General features: G+C 38.7%; 15 protein-coding genes. 7 read left to right on the top strand and 8 right to left on the bottom strand.

All coding sequences use genetic code 11. The features are described 5' to 3' along the window. The first annotated feature begins 140 nt into the window (after positions 1 to 140). From lptD to apaH, 6 genes are all read left to right on the top strand, one after another. A complete protein-coding gene (gene lptD, locus V3224_RS01390) occupies positions 141 to 2,480 on the top strand; it encodes an LPS assembly protein LptD (protein WP_334468098.1) in 2,340 nt (779 codons plus the stop codon). An 83-nt stretch (positions 2,481 to 2,563) separates the two neighbouring features. Continuing rightward, the gene (gene surA, locus V3224_RS01385; protein WP_334468040.1) at positions 2,564 to 3,865 is read left to right on the top strand and encodes a peptidylprolyl isomerase SurA; all 1,302 of its coding nucleotides are present in this window, start codon (positions 2,564 to 2,566) and stop codon (positions 3,863 to 3,865) included. A 5-nt stretch (positions 3,866 to 3,870) separates the two neighbouring features. Beyond that, complete coding sequence (pdxA, locus tag V3224_RS01380; RefSeq protein ID WP_334468038.1) at positions 3,871 to 4,866, top strand: 4-hydroxythreonine-4-phosphate dehydrogenase PdxA; 996 nt, start codon at positions 3,871 to 3,873, stop codon at positions 4,864 to 4,866. Then, positions 4,859 to 5,668, top strand: a complete 810-nt coding sequence (gene rsmA / locus V3224_RS01375; protein ID WP_334468036.1) for a 16S rRNA (adenine(1518)-N(6)/adenine(1519)-N(6))-dimethyltransferase RsmA — start codon at positions 4,859 to 4,861, stop codon at positions 5,666 to 5,668. Before pdxA ends, rsmA begins: the two co-directional genes overlap by 8 nt. Positions 5,669 to 5,691: 23 nt before the next feature. Then, entirely contained in the window at positions 5,692 to 6,069 is a 378-nt protein-coding gene (apaG, locus tag V3224_RS01370; protein ID WP_180816244.1) for a Co2+/Mg2+ efflux protein ApaG, read from the top strand. A gap of 2 nt (positions 6,070 to 6,071) precedes the next feature. Then, positions 6,072 to 6,890 carry a bis(5'-nucleosyl)-tetraphosphatase (symmetrical) ApaH gene (gene apaH / locus V3224_RS01365; protein WP_334468032.1) on the top strand — a complete coding sequence of 273 codons (819 nt, stop codon included), beginning with the start codon at positions 6,072 to 6,074 and terminating at the stop codon, positions 6,888 to 6,890. 258 nt (positions 6,891 to 7,148) lie between these two features. Here the strand turns inward: apaH and folA are convergent, their stop codons facing one another. The 8 genes from folA to nudF form a co-directional block, all read right to left on the bottom strand. Continuing rightward, a complete protein-coding gene (gene folA / locus V3224_RS01360) occupies positions 7,149 to 7,643 on the bottom strand; it encodes a type 3 dihydrofolate reductase (RefSeq protein WP_334468031.1) in 495 nt (164 codons plus the stop codon). Between the two features lie 217 nt (positions 7,644 to 7,860). Further along, a complete protein-coding gene (ftsP, locus tag V3224_RS01355) occupies positions 7,861 to 9,276 on the bottom strand; it encodes a cell division protein FtsP (protein ID WP_334468029.1) in 1,416 nt (471 codons plus the stop codon). A gap of 209 nt (positions 9,277 to 9,485) precedes the next feature. After that, the gene (locus V3224_RS01350; protein ID WP_032114531.1) at positions 9,486 to 10,220 is read right to left on the bottom strand and encodes a 1-acylglycerol-3-phosphate O-acyltransferase; all 735 of its coding nucleotides are present in this window, start codon (positions 10,218 to 10,220) and stop codon (positions 9,486 to 9,488) included. 50 nt (positions 10,221 to 10,270) lie between these two features. Then, positions 10,271 to 12,526, bottom strand: coding sequence for a DNA topoisomerase IV subunit A (parC, locus tag V3224_RS01345; protein WP_334468026.1), 2,256 nt, complete (start codon positions 12,524 to 12,526; stop codon positions 10,271 to 10,273). Between the two features lie 36 nt (positions 12,527 to 12,562). Then, positions 12,563 to 14,458, bottom strand: a complete 1,896-nt coding sequence (parE, locus tag V3224_RS01340) for a DNA topoisomerase IV subunit B (protein WP_334468025.1) — start codon at positions 14,456 to 14,458, stop codon at positions 12,563 to 12,565. Positions 14,459 to 14,554: 96 nt separating this feature from the next. Beyond that, positions 14,555 to 15,139: an esterase YqiA gene (gene yqiA, locus V3224_RS01335; protein WP_334468023.1), complete on the bottom strand. Its 585-nt coding sequence runs from the start codon at positions 15,137 to 15,139 to the stop codon at positions 14,555 to 14,557. Next, a complete protein-coding gene (cpdA, locus tag V3224_RS01330; RefSeq protein WP_334468021.1) occupies positions 15,139 to 15,978 on the bottom strand; it encodes a 3',5'-cyclic-AMP phosphodiesterase in 840 nt (279 codons plus the stop codon). The genes yqiA and cpdA overlap by 1 nt, the downstream gene beginning before the upstream one ends. 104 nt (positions 15,979 to 16,082) lie before the next feature. Beyond that, positions 16,083 to 16,730 (bottom strand): ADP-ribose diphosphatase, encoded by a 648-nt coding sequence (nudF, locus tag V3224_RS01325; RefSeq protein WP_334468019.1) that lies wholly within the window; start codon positions 16,728 to 16,730, stop codon positions 16,083 to 16,085. Between the two features lie 220 nt (positions 16,731 to 16,950). Here nudF and tolC point away from each other — a divergent pair, with 220 nt between their 5' ends. Further along, positions 16,951 to 18,336 (top strand): outer membrane channel protein TolC, encoded by a 1,386-nt coding sequence (gene tolC / locus V3224_RS01320; RefSeq protein ID WP_334468017.1) that lies wholly within the window; start codon positions 16,951 to 16,953, stop codon positions 18,334 to 18,336. Positions 18,337 to 18,520 lie beyond the last annotated feature (184 nt).

Raw genomic sequence — 18,520 nt, 5'->3', positions numbered from 1 at the left:
ATCATACTACTCATTCTACTCTGTGCCTAATAACCTGAATATATAGCTGATGGTTTTATACAGACGAGAGCCGTTAAGTACGTTAATTGTTGAACTTTTGCCTACACGATAATATCGATGAAGGAACTACATACAGAATGATGAAAAAAAGTCACCCGACACTACTTGCTACCATGATTTGGATAGCTGTTCATAGCCAACAGGCCCATGCTGATCTAACAGAACAATGCATGCTAGGGGTACCGGTATATACTAAACCCATCGTGAAAGGTAATCCCAATGATCTACCCATCCATATCACCGCAAAAGATGTGGCTGGTGAATATCCTCATTTCATCGAGTATAAAGGTAATGTAGATATTCAACAAGGTAACCAGACTCTCACCGCCGATGAAGTTAAATTGACCCAAACAGAAACGACAAGTAAAAATCCATTACGTACGGTAGTAGCAACAGGAAATGTACATTATGATGATCCACAAATCATCCTAAAAGGGCCAAAGGCATGGTCAAATCTTAGTAATAAAGATACCGATGTCGAAAAAGGTGACTATTTGATGGTCGGGCGTCAGGGTCGCGGCTACGCAAATAAAATGAAATTACGCGGAGAAAATCGCTACACCATTTTAGAAAAAGGCATGTTTACTGCCTGCCTTCCAGGTAATGATAGCTGGAGCGTTGTTGGCTCAGAAGTTATTTTAGACCGCCAAGAACAGGTTGCCGAAATATGGAATGCACGTTTTCGCATTGCTAATGTACCTGTTTTTTATAGCCCTTATTTACAATTACCGATTGGCAATAAACGTCGATCCGGTTTTCTACTACCTAATGGTAGTTATTCTAAAGGTTCAGGCTTAGACTTTGCACTACCCTTTTACTGGAATATTGCACCTAACTACGATGCAACCATTACGCCACAATTTATGACCTTTCGTGGCGTAAAACTGAATAACGAGTTTCGTTATCTGACAATTGCTGGAACCGGTACCGTTGCCGTTGATTGGCTAAAACACGACCGCAGTTATATTAAAGATAAAAATAGTGGCAAGTATCCCGCTCGTGATAGTGATGATCGCTGGCTTCTATATTGGGGTCATTCGGGCGTACTCAATCAAGTATGGCGTTTTAATATCGATTATACCAAAGTCAGTGATCCAAAATATTTCACCGATTTTACCTCTAAATATGGTAATAGTACTGACGGCTATGCCACTCAGAAATTCAGTGTCGGTTATGCACAACCTAACTGGAATGCAACCTTAACACATAAACAGTTTCAGGTTTTTGTCGATTCACCGAATAGTAAAGCTTACAAAACTGAACCGCAATTAGACCTAAATTTTTATAAATATGATCTGGGGCCATTTGATCTGAAAACTTATGCCCAAGCAGCGCGTATTACCAGTGTTGGGGCCAATAATCCTGATGCTACTCGGTTACATATCGAGCCAGAATTGAACCTACCACTAGCAAATGATTGGGCCAGTATTAACAATACTGTAAGGGTAATGGCAACTTATTATGATCAGGATATCCCTGACAAACTGGCTAATGGCACGCTAAAAAAACATGTTACTCGCGTCTTACCGTCAGTAACTTCTGATGCGAAACTGGTTTTCGAACGTGACCTGCTGACAAATAGCAATTATGTACAAACGTTAGAACCTCGGGTGCAATATCTTTATATACCTTATCGCGACCAAAGTGATATTAATAATTATGATTCATCCCTGCTACAGGCTGACTATAACGGTTTATTTCGTAACCGCATTTATAGCGGCTTAGATCGTATCGCTTCAGCTAACCAATTAACGACCGGTATCACTACGCGTATTTATGATGAAGAATTAACCGAACGTTTTAATTTTTCTGTCGGACAAATATACTATTTTGAGCGGCCCAGAACTGAAGATTCCAATTTACCAATTGAAGATAAAAGTAATACCGGTTCATTATTATGGGCCGGTGATACTTATTTACTCTTAACCGATAACTGGGGACTGCGTGGTGGGCTCCAGTATGATAGACGGCTGGGTGATATTACAATGGGGAATGTTGTGACCGAATATCGCCTGGATTCAGATCGTTTAATTCAGCTAAATTACCGCTTTGTCGATTGCGATTATATTCAAGCAACAGTTAGAAACGCACCAGCCTTTCAAAAAGGAATTTCTCAAATGGGGGTGGTAGTGAGCTGGCCTTTAGGTGAGCGCTGGGGTTTTGTTGGCTCATACTATCATGATCTAAAAGAAAACCAACCCGCCAGTCGATTAATCGGTTTACAATATAGTACGTGCTGCTGGTCAATTAATATGGGCTATGAGCGTAAAATCGTCGGCTGGCAACAACAAAACTTCAATAGTGACTATGATAATCGCTGGTCAATCAATGTGGAACTAAGAGGCCTAAATAATAATCATAATTTGGGAAGTCAGGATATGCTTGCTAGTGGTATTTTACCTTATCAACGAGCCTTCTAATAAAATTGATATTTTCAACTATCAAATAGAAGAAACCTGAAATAGGATCAAACCTTAATATAATCGAACAAAATGAGAACCTTATGAATTATTGGAGAAAACTGATTATTGGCTTGTTGTTCACTGTTAGCACTACCACACTGGCCGCGCCACAACCATTGGATAAAGTGACTGCTATTGTTAATGATGGCGTTGTGCTACAAAGTAACGTAGATAATATGCTAGATATAGTAAGAATAAACGCCAGAAATGCAGGACAACAAATTCCTGATGAAAATGCATTACGTCAACAAATATTAGAACGCTTGATCATTGACAAAATTATTATGCAAATAGCCGAAAAAATGCAGATCCAGATCCCTGATCAAGCAATAGATGCTACTATCGCCAATATTGCAGCCCAAAATAGATTAACGGTTGGCCAACTACAACAACGATTGTCAATGGATAGTATCAATATACAAAATTACCGCAGCGATGTTCGTAGAGAAATGATGATCGCAGAAGTACGTAATAATGAAGTTCGTCGACGGATAACCGTCCTGCCGCAAGAAGTAGACTCACTGGCTGCCCAACTTAATTCACAAGCTGGCCAAGATGCTAATGTTAACTTAAGCCATATTTTGATCCCATTACCAGAAAATCCAACTAATGAACAAAGTCAATCAGCGATGGCTACGGTAAATAAAATTATCGCCCAATTAAAGCAAGGCGCTGATTTTGGTAAGCTGGCCATTACTTACTCTGCCGATCCTAATGCTTTAAAAGGCGGGCAAATGGGCTGGAGTAAAGTTGAAGAATTGCCAACCGTTTTTGCTCAACGAATTCAGCATGCTAAAAAAGGCGATATCATTGGACCTATACGTTCTAGTGTCGGTTTTCATATCCTAAAACTTAATGATATACAAAGTGGCAATATGCCGATTTCGGTTACCGAAGTGAAAGCTCGCCATATACTTATTAAATTTTCACCTATTATGAATAGCGAACAGGCATATGCAAAAATACAACAAATTGCACAGCAAATTAAAACGGGTCAACTAACCTTTGCCGAAGCAGCTAAAAAATATTCACAAGATCCTGGCTCTGCATTACGTGGCGGTGAACTTGGCTGGAATATGCCCAATGTTTATGATCCAGCATTTCGTGATGGTTTAATGCGTTTAAATAAAGGTGAAACAAGTCAACCAATCCAGTCCTCTTTTGGCTGGCATCTTATTCAGCTGGAAGATACTCGCCAAGTAGATAAAACCGATGTAGCCCAGAAAGATCATGCCTATCGTCTATTATTCAATCGTAAATTTAACGAAGAAGCGCAAATTTGGATGCAAGAACTACGCGCATCTGCCTATGTAAAAATTCTTAATGATAGCGATGCACAGTAATCTTTATGGAAAAAAAAACTAATACTATAGTTCTCACCCCCGGTGAACCGGCCGGGGTAGGCCCTGATCTTTTGATCCAACTCGCTCAACAAAATTGGCCGGTTAGATTAGTTGCTTGTGCTGATCCAGACCTGCTAATAAGCCGAGCGGATCAACTCGGCTTAGAATTAGAATTAACTATTTATTCGCCAGGAACTCCGAATAACAACCAAGCTGCCAAAACATTGACCGTGTTACCAATAAAATTACCTGCGCCGGTCAAAGCAGGCCAACTTAATAAACGAAATAGCACTTATGTAATAGAAACACTTAGCCGCGCCTGCGATGGCTGTATGACTGGTGAATTTTCAGGATTAGTTACCGGCCCTGTTCATAAAGGAATTATCAATGATGCAGGTATTCCCTTTACCGGGCATACTGAATTTTTTGCTGACAGAAGTAAAACAAAAAAAGTCGTCATGATGTTAGCGACAGAAACATTGCGTGTTGCGCTAGCAACAACCCATTTACCGCTCAAACAGGTTCCCGCTGCAATTACTTTTCAAAGCCTACAAGAAGTTATTTATATTTTAAATGAAGAATTAAAATCTAAATTTGGCATTAAAACACCCGCCATCTATATCTGTGGATTAAATCCTCATGCCGGCGAAGGCGGACATATGGGACATGAGGAAATCGATACTATCATCCCAGTTATCGAGAAATTGCGTCATGAAGGATTGCAGCTTTATGGCCCTTTCCCGGCGGATACTCTATTCCAACCCAAATATCTGAACCAAGCTGATGTGATTTTAACTATGTATCACGATCAAGGTCTGCCTGTGCTAAAATATCAAGGTTTTGGCCACGCGGTAAACATTACTTTAGGCTTACCCTTTATTCGTACATCGGTTGACCATGGTACAGCGATAGAGCTAGCAGGAAGTGGGCAAGCAGATGTTAACAGTTTTATAACCGCCTTAAAATTAGCTATTAGCATGATACAAAATAACAATGAATAAACGAATCCATCAAGGGCACTTTGCCCGTAAGCGCTTTGGGCAAAATTTTTTAACTGACCCATTTATTATTGACAATATGGTTACTGCTTTTAACCCAAAGCCTGATCAAGCTATTGTTGAAATTGGCCCGGGTCTAGGCGCCCTAACATTACCTATTAGTGCACTTATAGAGAATATGACGGTAATCGAGTTAGATCGTGATCTTGCCGCCCGTTTAGCTGCACACCCTGCGCTAAGTGCTAAACTAACAATTATAGCAAACGATGCAATGACGATTGATTTTGGCGCAATAGCGAAAGAAAAGGGTCAACCCCTTAGAGTGTTAGGTAATCTTCCTTACAATATTTCAACTCCGCTAATGTTCTATCTTTTTACATATACTAATGCTATTGCTGACATGAATTTTATGCTACAAAAAGAGGTTGTAAATCGCTTAGTCGCAGGACCGAATACTAAAGCATATGGTCGCCTTAGCGTTATGGCGCAATATTATTGTCAGATAATCCCTATCTTAGAAGTACCGCCGTCGGCTTTTTCACCTGTGCCAAAAGTGGATTCAGCTGTCGTGCGTTTAATTCCTCATCAACGAAACCCTTACCCTATTTGTGATGTCAAATTATTAAGTCGTATTACTACACAGGCATTTAATCAACGACGTAAAACTATTCGTAATAGTTTAAGTGATTTATTTAGCGTGCAAGATTTTGAGCAATTAGGTATTGATCCAAATTGTCGCGCTGAAAATATTTCAGTAGAAAATTATTGCAAGTTAGCCAGCAAATTGGCTAAAACCTCTCGCTAATAGTGATAAACTTTGGGGGCACTATGCTAAATGAACCTAACATCTGTATACAAGTTCAAAGTGTCTATATTGAAAATCAATCTTTCCCGGAAGAAGCCAGATTTGTTTTTGCCTATACGGTTTCTATTCGCAATCTAGGCCGCACGCCGGTACAGCTAATAAGTCGCTATTGGTTAATTACCAATAGTGATGGTAAACGTACCGAAGTACAAGGACAGGGCGTGGTAGGAGAGCAACCTATCATTCAACCAAGCGCCGAATTTCGTTATACCAGTGGTGCTATTATAGAAACGCCAATGGGAACCATGGAGGGCCATTATGTGATGTTAGATAATGATGGTAAAAATTTTTATGTTGATATCCCAGTCTTTCGTCTTGCTATCCCAACAGTTATAAACTAATTATGGCTACTTATCTTATAGGAGATATTCACGGTTGCTATCGTGAACTTAAAGCACTTCTCAAGCAAGTGAAATTTGAACCACAAAAGGATGTTTTATGGCTCACCGGTGATCTCGTCTCCCGAGGCCCGGATTCACTCAAAGTTTTACGTTACATTAAAACATTAGGCTCATCCGTCAGAATGGTACTAGGTAATCATGATCTCCACCTTATCGGTGTATATGCCAATATTAGCCATAATAAACCCAAAGACAAACTGAAAAAATTACTGACAGCGCCTGATGCTGATGAATTAGTTAATTGGTTACGACGTCAACCATTATTACAAGTTGACAATAAGAAAAAAATCATCATGGCACATGCTGGGATCACACCACAATGGGATTTAGCAACAGCACAGATGTGTGCCAAAGAAGTAGAGGCTATTCTTAGTAGTGATAGCTATCCTTTATTTATCGACTCCATGTATGGCGATATACCGAACAACTGGTCACCCAATTTAACAGGGTTATCCCGTTTACGCTTTAGTACTAACGTCCTGACTCGTATGCGTTATTGCTTTCCTGACGGTCAGTTAAACATGACCTGGAAAAATAAACCTGAAAACACACCTCCTCCTTTAAAGCCTTGGTTTGATCTGCCGCGAAAAATACCACCAGAATACGCCATTATTTTTGGTCATTGGGCTTCCCTTGAAGGGAAAGGAACACCTGAAGATATTTATGGGCTTGATACCGGTTGTTGCTGGGGAGGAAAATTGACTTTATTACGCTGGGAAGATAAAAAATATTTTCACCAGCCTGCATTTACCAAAAGATAACTAATACTATGCTTATTTTGCTATGCAACAAATAATGGAATATAAGTAATAAATTAATTAATTTTGTTTTAATATGACTAAAATAATAGCTATAAAAGCTATTTGAATAGACCCTTATTTATAAATATTTGACTTAAATTATTTAATTAAGAATACAAATTTAATTTTTATTTATATATTTAACATCCACTAATTCAAATTAATAATAAAAAACCGAAGTATTAGCCTTCGATTTTTTATTACCACCAAGAATCTCTCTTAGCTTTGTGAACGGCGTTCTAATATTTCAAAACAATAATTATGAGAATTTTTATCATCTGCTTCATGGTATTCAGTAAATACAGAGTCCCACTCATTAGGCTCATAAACAGGAAAATAGGTATCACCAATCACTTCCGCATCTATATGCGTTAAATAAAGACGATTCGCCAGAGGTAAGAATAATTCATAAATTTTTCCCCCGCCTATAATCATTATTTCTTCTGCTTCTCCTGCTGCAGCTAGTGCCTCATCAACTGAGTTAACCCAAACAACGCCATTATCATCACTCGAATGAGTATGACTAAGAATAATATTCAAACGTTGAGGTAAAGGTTTACCTATAGATTCATAAGTTATACGTCCCATTATAACTGGCTTATTTAACGTATTACGCTTAAACCAGTCTAAATCACCGGATAACACCCATGGCATGTTATTTTCCAAACCAATCACCTGATCCGCCGCCATTGCTGCGATTAAACTAATATTCATTAGGTCACCATATTGGCATAATAGAAAATTGGATTTTACATTTAATAAATCCAATCACTCTTCGATAAATCTACATTTTTATAAAAACGATCAAATTATTAATTACTATTATATAGATAATTTTAAATAATAAATAACAATCGAAATAACAAAACATAAAATAATACAATCACTTTTTTATAATCAGCTACAAAATATTCTATATTATAGAAATAAATTAAGTTGATGGATTGATCACCATCTGCGCAACTGAGCCTTTATCCGCTTTCTCTAAATTTTGACTAAAATACAAAAAAGGAAAATGATCATAAGACGGTTGTAGCATATTAACTAATAATTCACTGTATCCATTGATCCATACTGTATCTTTCCAGCCATAATCTTCCGGCCCTGGTACAACGCCATTATGATTAATAACTTTGAAACGAACACCTTCAATATGAAATGCTTGCGGCTCATGCGCTTTTACCGTCCAGCGTTCCCATGCTCCCTGCTGGGTGATTAAGTCAATACGATTTACATCCCGCATCATACCATTAATGCCAAAAGGTTTGCTAAGGATCACTTCACGATTACGGATCGTCGACGCGATTTGGCTCGTGTCATTAACTAGAGTCTCTGGTAAATTATCTGTTACTAAGGATAATAATCCTGAAGAACAAATGGTTAAAACTTTGGTTGAATTTAATAAAGTTGACGGTTCGAAAAGTCCTTTGATACGATCCATAACCCCTGCTGCTCTTCCAGCCGTTATCGTCAATAACTCTGTTTTAGACATATCAATCAACACTTCTCGACGCTCGCCAGGCGCCATAGGTAATCTTTCGATACTTACTGGAGCAGGTAGCAGCCCTTGATCACTACCTATCAAATAAAATGGCCGCTTATCACTGATTTCCAATATATAACGCCTTGAATTCGATGCATTAAGCAGCCGTAAGCGGAGCCAGCCGCGAGCAACTTTAATATACGGCTCCTGCACACCATTAACTAATAAAGTATCACCTAAAAAACCTTCAGCTGTTGCTTTATAGTGAGGTGCGCCAAAACTATCTAGCCGTTTATCTTGCATAATAATAGGAAAATCATCAACACCGTAATGATTAGGAATATTTAAATTCTTACTGGTTTTATCTGACACAATCCACATACCAACCAAGCCATCATGAATTTGTTTTGCCATCTTGCCAGGTGTATTAGCATGATACCAACAGGTCGCAGCCGGTTGACAGATCGGCAGTACCGGCGACCAATCAACATTGGGTGACATTAATCTTGCCGCCCCACCAATTTGAGTTCCTGGAACTTGCAACCCACTGACTGTCATAGCTACTTCTTCAGAAAGTCGATTGCTATATACCAATTTCAAATCACTACCATTTTCTATTCGAATGGTTGGCCCCAAATAATAACCATTACAACCAATAGTATTAGTGCGATGACTACCATCAAAAGACCAATAAGATTTTTTCAACGTAAGAAACAGCGGTTGACCAACATGAGATTCCAATAAAGGTGGGATTGCCAATAATGGATACCCTTCATTTTTTTCTGCTCTAACCGCAGCAGGAAGCATAGAAAGACTCATAGCTATATTTGATAGCTTAAGAAATCGACGCCGACTTAGTGACATATCTTCTCCACAAAATCATTAATAAGCTAGCGCCATTTATTGTTCATCCAGGAAAGATCCTTATCTTACTATCCGCTAGTAATTGTATTATCACAATTGTTTGATAACTATATTCCATTAAGACGATAGATTGATACAACGCCAAATATTAATATATTGTTAAATATGACAATTTAGAAACTAATTTGCTTAAAAAATGAACTTAAACTTTATTTCATTTTTTGTTCTATTTCTGCCACTTCTTTATTTAATTCTGCAATTTTAACTTTGAATAAATCATGGCAATATTCTGCTAATTCACGCACGTTTTCCCGATTATACTTTGTTGTATCAATAGGCGGTAGCATTTCGACAATCACTACTCCATTATTCCAACGATTCAGTTTAATGCGCCCTTCTGTTTCAGATAAACAGACTGGTACTATCGGAACCCCAGCTGCAATTGCTGCATAAAATGCACCGGTTTTAAATGGTAGTAAACCTCGACCACGACTACGGGTTCCCTCAGGAAACATCCAAACAGAAATTTTTCTTTTTTTTATCTGCTTAACAACCTGTGAAATGGTATTGTGCGCTTTAGTTCGATTAGCCCTATCAATAAGAATATTACCGGCCAACCAATATAGTTGACCGAAAAAAGGGATAAATACTAAGCTCTTTTTTCCAACAGTAACGGTATTTGGCTGTACTGCATTTGACATAGTTACCATATCATAGTTATTTTGATGATTACCGATATAAATACTGGGACCGTAATCTTTCGCTTCAGAAGGCACCCGATTAATAATAGTAATACCAAAGACATAAGATAATTTGCCAAACAGTCGGCCAAAGCGCATAACATGGTGTGGATTTCTTGGACTTAATAAGCAATAAAAACAACCTAACACGCAAACCAATATCGTAAATAGGATCACAATAATAATACGAACAATAGCTAACATATTTACCTCAAGTAATAAGTAACTTCACACACCTATAAAAAAATCAAAAATTATCCATTACTGGGAGGAGTTACTTCTATACGTTCAATACTCTGTAATCCACGAGGTAATGAAGAACCTTTACGACCTCGTTCAGCACGATATTTTTGCAAATCTTCTGGATTTAATTTCAGTTTTCGTTTGCCAAAATAGAGGGTAATTGAAGACTGAGGCTGCAAAAACATTAACCAAACTAGCAAATCCTCTCTGCTGGCTGATTGAACCGCTGCAATATTAATAATTTTATTGCCTTTACCTTTAGAGAGCTGAGGGAGATCACTAACAGGAAATATTAACATTCTTCCTGCGTTAGTAATTGCCAATAATAAATCTTGCTGTTCATTATTGACTTCTAATGGCGCCAGTACCTTTGCATTATTAGGTAAGGTAATTAATGCCTTACCTGCTTTATTTTTTGCCACTAAATCGCTAAAAGTACAAATAAAACCATAACCTGCATCCGATGCTAACAAATATTTTTGTTCTTCGGGAGCAGTCAATACATGTTCAACCGTTGCGCCAGGTGGTAATGCCAATTTACCAGTAAGTGGCTCTCCTTGTCCGCGGGCAGAAGGAAGATCAAGCGGATCAAGGGAATAACTACGTCCAATACTATCAAGGAAAACAACCGGTTGATTCGTTTTGCCCCTTGCTGAGCTACGGAAACCATCTCCGGCTTTATAGTTAAGATTAGTCGGATCAATATCATGGCCTTTTGCGCTTCTCACCCATCCCATAACAGAAAGAACAATAGTAACCGTCTCAGAAGGCAAAATATCATGTTCATTCATGGCTTTTGCTTCAATACGCTCCTTAAGTGGTGAGCGACGATCATCACCATAAGTCTGGGCATCGGTTTCAATTTCTTTCTTGATCAAGGTGTTTAAACGACGCTCAGAGCCTAAAATAGCTTGCAGTTGATCACGCTCTTTAGCTAATTCATCTTGCTCACCACGTAATTTAAATTCCTCCAGTTTAGCCAAATGACGCAATTTCAATTCCAGAATAGATTCAGCCTGAGTTTCTGAAAGCGCAAAACGGGACACTAATACTGCTTTAGGCTCATCTTCATTACGGATAATATGGATAACCTCATCTATATTAAGATAAGCTATTAATAAACCCTCAAGGATATGTAAGCGTTTTAATACTTTTTCTAAACGATGATTTAAGCGATTACGTACGGTTTCTCGCCTAAATAATAACCATTCATTTAAAATTTCTACCAGTCCTTTAACTGCCGGACGATTATCCAGACCAATCATATTCAAATTGACCCGATAACTTCTTTCTAGATCGGTCGTGGCAAATAAATGTGTCATCACTTGTTCTAAATCAATCCGATTACTTCTAGGTACAATCACTAAACGTGTTCGATTTTCATGATCTGATTCATCACGTAGATCTTCTACCATCGGTAATTTTTTGGCACGTATTTGTGAAGCAATCTGCTCCAACACCTTAGCACCTGAAACTTGATGAGGTAGTGCAGTAATAACGGCATTGCCATCATCCATTTCCCATACAGCACGTAACCGAATAGAACCACGGCCTGTTTGATAAATTTTTTGAATATCTTCTTTTGATGAAATAATTTCTGCTTCTGTTGGATAATCAGGAGCGGGAATAAAACCCATCAACATTTTAAGATCAGCTTTTGGATTTTCCAGTAAAGCAATTAACGCGCTTGCTACCTCACGAGCATTATGCGGCGGAATATCGGTCGCCATACCAACGGCAATTCCTGTCGTGCCATTTAGCAGAATATTGGGTAATCTTGCCGGTAGTGTTTTGGGTTCGGTTAATGTTCCATCAAAATTAGGTGTCCAGGATACCGTTCCCAATCCTAATTCACTGAGTAGCGTTTCAGCATATTTTGACAATCTTGACTCGGTGTAACGCATCGCAGCAAACGATTTAGGATCATCAGGGGCTCCCCAGTTTCCCTGACCATCAACTAATGGATAACGATAGGAAAATGGTTGTGCCATCAATACCATGGCTTCATAACAAGCGCTATCACCATGCGGATGATATTTTCCCAATACATCACCGACTGTACGAGCTGATTTTTTATACTTAGCGGCATTACTCAAACCAAGTTCAGACATGGCATAAACAATTCGTCGCTGAACAGGCTTTAACCCATCACCAATAAATGGCAATGCTCTGTCCATGATGACGTACATGGAATAATTGAGATAGGCATTTTCGGTAAAGGTATAAAGTGGTTGCTGCTCTACACCATCGTGAGTTATCTCACTCATTCATTTGATTCCTTAATCTCTGGTTAACAGTATCGATTACACTTCAATTTCTATCGCATCGCCTTTATCTTGTAACCAATTTCGACGATCTTCTGCCCGTTTTTTCGCCAATAACATATCCATCATCGCTAGTGTTTCTTGATAATTCTCATCATTAATAATGAGCTGCACTAAACGTCGTGTATTGGGATCAAGTGTGGTTTCACGTAATTGAGTCGGATTCATTTCGCCTAACCCTTTAAAACGCTGGACATTCGGTTTGCCACGCTTATAGCTTAGTCTGTCGAGAACCGCGTCTTTTTCACCTTCATCGAGGGCATAATAGACTTCTTTACCTAGATCAATACGGTATAAGGGTGGCATAGCAATATAAATATGGCCTGCTTTTACTAAAGCGGAAAAGTGGCGAACAAAAAGCGCGCAGAGTAAGGTTGCAATATGCAATCCATCTGAATCTGCATCGGCAAGCACACAAATCTTACCGTAACGGAGTTGGCTAAGATCATCGCTGTCTGGATCAATACCAATAGCTACTGAAATATCATGGACTTCCTGTGAAGCTAAAACCTCATCGGAAGAGACTTCCCAAGTATTCAATATTTTCCCTCTTAGCGGCATAATCGCCTGATATTCTCGATCACGAGCCTGCTTAGCCGAGCCGCCGGCTGAATCTCCTTCAACTAAAAATAGCTCAGTAAAATTAAGATCTTGAGAAGTACAATCAGCTAACTTGCCGGGTAACGCAGGCCCGCTGGTCAGTTTCTTGCGCACGACTTTTTTCGCTGCTCGCAGACGCCTTTGTGCACTTGAAATGGTGAGTTCCGCTAATTGCTCAGCTTCTTGAACATTTTGGTTTAACCACAAACTAAAAGCATCTTTTACTACACCGGAAACAAACGCAGCACTCTGGCGAGAAGAAAGACGTTCTTTGGTTTGGCCGGCAAATTGTGGATCTTGCATTTTGACTGATAAGACATAAGCACAGCGTTCCCAAATATCATCACCTGTCAATTTAACACCGCGCGGAAGTAAATTACGGTATTCACAAAACTCCCTCATCGCATCCAGTAAGCCCTGGCGTAACCCATTAACATGGGTACCCCCCTGTGGGGTTGGAATAAGGTTAACATAACTTTCGGTTAATAGTTCTCCACCTTCTGGTAACCAAAGCAGAGCCCAATCGACCATTTCTATTTGGCCGGCAAAATTACCAACAAACGCTTTCTCAGGTAAAGTCACTAAGCCGTTCACTGCTTCCATTAGATAGTCGGTCAAGCCATCGTTATAACGCCATGTCTGCTCAGTATTATTTATTTTATCCTTAAAGACGATTTCAACACCAGGGCATAGCACAGCCTTGGCTTTTAATACGTGCACTAAACGCGAAATGGAAAAGCGTGGGTTGTCAAAAAAATGGCTATCAGGCCAAAAACGGACACCGGTACCGGTCGTGCGTTTAGCACAACTACCAATAACCTCAAGTTCCTGAACTTTTTCACCATTTTCAAAAGCAATTCGGTATATTTGGCTATCACGACTAACAGTTACTTCAATACGTTTTGATAATGCATTGACCACTGAAATACCAACACCATGTAGCCCGCCAGAAAATTGATAATTTTTATTAGAAAATTTTCCCCCGGCATGTAACTGCCCCAAAATCAGCTCTACAGCCGGTACCTTCTTTTCTGGATGAATATCAACCGGCATACCTCGGCCATCATCAATCACTTCCAGTGACTGATCTTCATACAAGATTACATCGATACGTTTAGCATAACCGGCAAGCGCCTCATCCACGCTATTATCAATTACTTCCTGTGCCAGGTGATTTGGTCGAGAAGTATCAGTGTACATGCCTGGGCGACGACGTACAGGTTCTAAACCACTGAGGACCTCGATTGCCTCTGCATTATAACTAGATTGAGTCATATTATTTTCTGCGGTAATTGACGATTAATTAGGCAAATAAATGCTGAGATACTGATGATAATAACAGTCATTTAGCTATTTTGGATAATTTTTTACTTATTTTGTCTTTGCCAAAGCTAAAAAACGCATAATTTGTGGAAAATAGTAGTCAAATCCAACAAAAGCATGGTTACCTCCTGGCGCTATTGTTTGCTTACACTCCATAAGATAGGTAACAGCTTGACGATAGTCCAATATTTCATCACCTGTTTGTTGTAATAGCCAAATCAAATCAGGAGCGGTTAATGCATCAATTTGTATTGCTTGTAGTTCATTTAAATGGTGGGATTGTAAAATGTAGCGTTCCTTTGTATAAGGATTGACTTCCTCACCTAAATACTGCTCAAACAAATCAAAAGGACGTACCGCTGGATTGACAACCACAGCGGGTAAATTAAATTTCTGCGATAACCAAATAGCAAAATAACCGCCCAATGAAGAACCTAACAACCCAATCTGCTCTCCCGCATGGGCTGCTACGAGATTCTGTAATAACTCAATCGCTTCTGCTGGATAACAAGGAAGCTGGGGTATCAACATATTAACTGCTGGATGTTGTCGCTCTAGCCAAGTTTTTAAGCTATTTGCCTTCTGCCATAAGGGGGAACTATTAAAACCATGTATATAAATTAATGTTGACATTAATAACCACCTGAGTCGAAATCTGGGCGAAATTTATCACTATCCAATCTGAAAACTTGTGTATCCAACACATTTTCACCGTTATCATTGATAGAAAGATCAAGATAACGCCACCCCGGTGCCATTGTATCTAATGTGAAATTAGTACAATGAGGTTTAAATTGTATACAGGTTGATGGTGTTGCCATCATACGAACCCCTTGCCAATATTCATCTATTTCTTGGTGAATATGCCCACATAAAATCGCTTTAACTTGTTGATATTGATTTAAATAGTCAGCCAAAATATGAGAGTTACGCAAGCTATGTTGATCAAGCCAGGTACAACCCGAAGGCAAAGGATGATGATGTAACATTAGTAAATGACTACGCTCCCTGTATGCATCAAAACAACGTTTCATCCATAACAACTGTTGCTTAGATAATTTTCCATGCACAGCACCTTGAATTTGGCTGTCCAACATCAGGATTTGCCAATTATCATTAATTAGCACCTGCTTAGAGGGTAAAATTCCTGCTTTTGCTAAAGTAGCAACCATTGCCGGTTGATAATCGTGATTGCCCGGCAACCAAACACAAGGAGCAGATAACCGTTTGATCCCTTCCGCAAAATGCTGATAAGCTGATGCCGATTGATCTTGAACCAAATCACCGGTAGCAACAACCAAGTCAACATTTTCATTGCACGCTAAAATTGCATCAATTACTGCATGAAAACTACTAAAAGTATTGACGCCAAGTAGAGTATCATCAACATTAGCAAAAAGGTGAGTATCGGTAATTTGCAAGATCCTCACCAGTCTTTTTTGCTTTGTTGTTAATTTAAACAGACTATCCAAGCAATTTCCTTAGTTTCTACCTACTTTATACGTTATTTTAACATTAATACTTTATTAATATCTGTAGGCTGATACACACTTCTTTTTCATGTTATGACAAACCGTTATTTTAAGTTCTTCAACCAGTTATTTTTCAACCTAAGATGATTTAATTGTAACCATTGTATTGCGATTACGGTAGCCGCATTATCAATTACCCCTAACTCCATCCATTGATAAGCTTGTTCACGACTAACAACATGGACACGAATATCTTCATTTTCACTGCTTAATCCATGTACACTGCCGGGTTTGATAGCAGATGCATCAATTTCACCGATATGAACATAAATACGCTCAGTTGTACCCCCCGGGCTGGTAAGATAACTTAGAGCATAGTAACAACGCTGAATGGTAATACCCGCTTCTTCTTTTGCTTCGCGACGAACTAGCTGTTCTAAGTTTTCATTTTGTTCTACCATGCCAGCAATAACTTCTAACAACCACGGTGTTTCGCTCGTATCCATCGCCGGGATCCGTACTTGTTCAACTAACACTACCTTATCAAGACAGGGATCATAGGGTAAAATAACGCCAGCATTACCCCGCTCCAAAACTTCTCGCCGAATTTCCTTGCTCCAACCACCATTAAACAACTTATGTCGAAAATGGTATTCAACAAAACGAAAAAAACCATTATAAAGATCGAATTTAGCGGTAATTTCCACATCATTTTGGCTAAACTTGAAAGGTAAATTTTTTTTATCGCTCATAGAAACTCTCTGAATTTATATGCACTAACTGACAAAAAGTGAGACTTGTATAACGTTTTTTAAGGAAATTAGCTTATAAATAATGTAGCATTGGCCAGATTTAACATGATAGATGGCACAAACAGCTACTATGGAATAATGACATATTCTGCTAAAATTAGCGGTGTTCATGTTTTTCTGAGATAACTAAAGCAAAAAATTGTATAATCAAGGAATCAGAATGAAAAAATTTATCTCTCTTTTTATCACAATTAGCCTAGTTGGACTAAGTGCCACTGGGCAAGCTGAAAATTTATTGCAAGTCTATCAGAAAGCAAAAGAAAGTAATCCGGATTTACGTAAATCGCTAGCAGAACGTAATCAAGCATTTGAAAAAATTAATGAATCTCGTAGTCCTTTGCTACCACAATTAGGTTTAGGCGCAAATTTCACCTATAACAGCGGTTATCGTGATAATCGTGACACAGAGAACAACCAACTTGGCGCCAATCTGAAACTCACCCAAACCATCTTTGATATGTCAAAATGGCAACAGTTAGACATGCAGGAAAAAACCGCCGGTATTGCAGATGTCACTTATCAAACTAACCAGCAAAAATTAATTCTTGATACCGCCACAGCTTATTTTGACGTATTACGTGCTATTGACTTATTAGACTATATTGAAGCACAGAAAAAAGCCGTTTATCGCCAGTTAGATCAAACAACCCAACGTTTCAACGTAGGATTAGTCGCGATTACCGATGTACAAAACGCCCGCGCTAATTATGACAGCGTATTAGCTCAAGAAGTATCGAGCCGTAATCAATTAGAAAATTCGCTGGAAAAGTTACGTCAAGTTAGCGGCATCTATTACAGTCAATTAGCGGCTTTAAATATTGCTCATTTCAGTACCCAGACACCCGCACGAGTAGAGAAGCTATTAAAAGATGCTGAAACACGCAACTTAAGTTTACTTAGCGCCCGTTTATCACAAGATCTGGCGCGAGAAAATATTCGTTATGAACAATCAGGACATTTACCTACCCTTGGATTAGAAGCGTCAACCGGTGTTAGTAACACCCAGTATCATGGTAGTGCTAATCAACAAATATGGAATAGAAATGGTCCTAGCTATACTGGCCAAAATAGTGTCGGATTAACGTTGAGTGTGCCTTTATATACAGCTGGCCGAACTAACTCACGCGTTGAGCAAGCACAGTATGGTTATATTAGTGCCAGTGAACAGCTTGAAAGTACTTATCGCAATGTTATTCAGATAGTACGCTCTTCCTATAATAATGTGATTTCTTCTATTAGTAGCATTAAAGCCTACCAACAATTGGTTGTTTCAGCACAAAGTTCGTTATATGCGATGGAAGCAGGCTATCAGGTCGGCACTCGGACTATCGTGGATGTATTGAACGCAACAACAGCCCTTTTTCAGGCGAAACAGAATTTAGCCAATGCACGTTATGATTATCTGATTAATGATCTGAAAATTCAGTATGCCCGTGGGACTTTAAATGAAGGCGATCTGCTCCGTTTAAATAGTAGCTTAGGAAAAACATTATCTACCTCACCGGATGCTATTATCAATCCGATGAGTGTTCCGCAAATACACTAAATAAATAACCCACTATTAATACCCATATATTGTGGGTATTTTTTATTGTAACGAAAGTTAATTAGAAAAGTTGTATTTTTACCACTTAAAATAAATACACGAGTTTCGCACCAATAAAAAAACGCTCTATTTTTAAGTTTAATTCAGCATAATATGTAAATAGATAAAACCTTATAAATTAAAT

Source organism: Arsenophonus sp. PmNCSU2021_1, assembly GCF_036919435.1.
GTDB lineage: Bacteria > Pseudomonadota > Gammaproteobacteria > Enterobacterales > Enterobacteriaceae > Arsenophonus > Arsenophonus nilaparvatae.
This window is presented reverse-complemented; position numbering and strand designations above follow the sequence as displayed.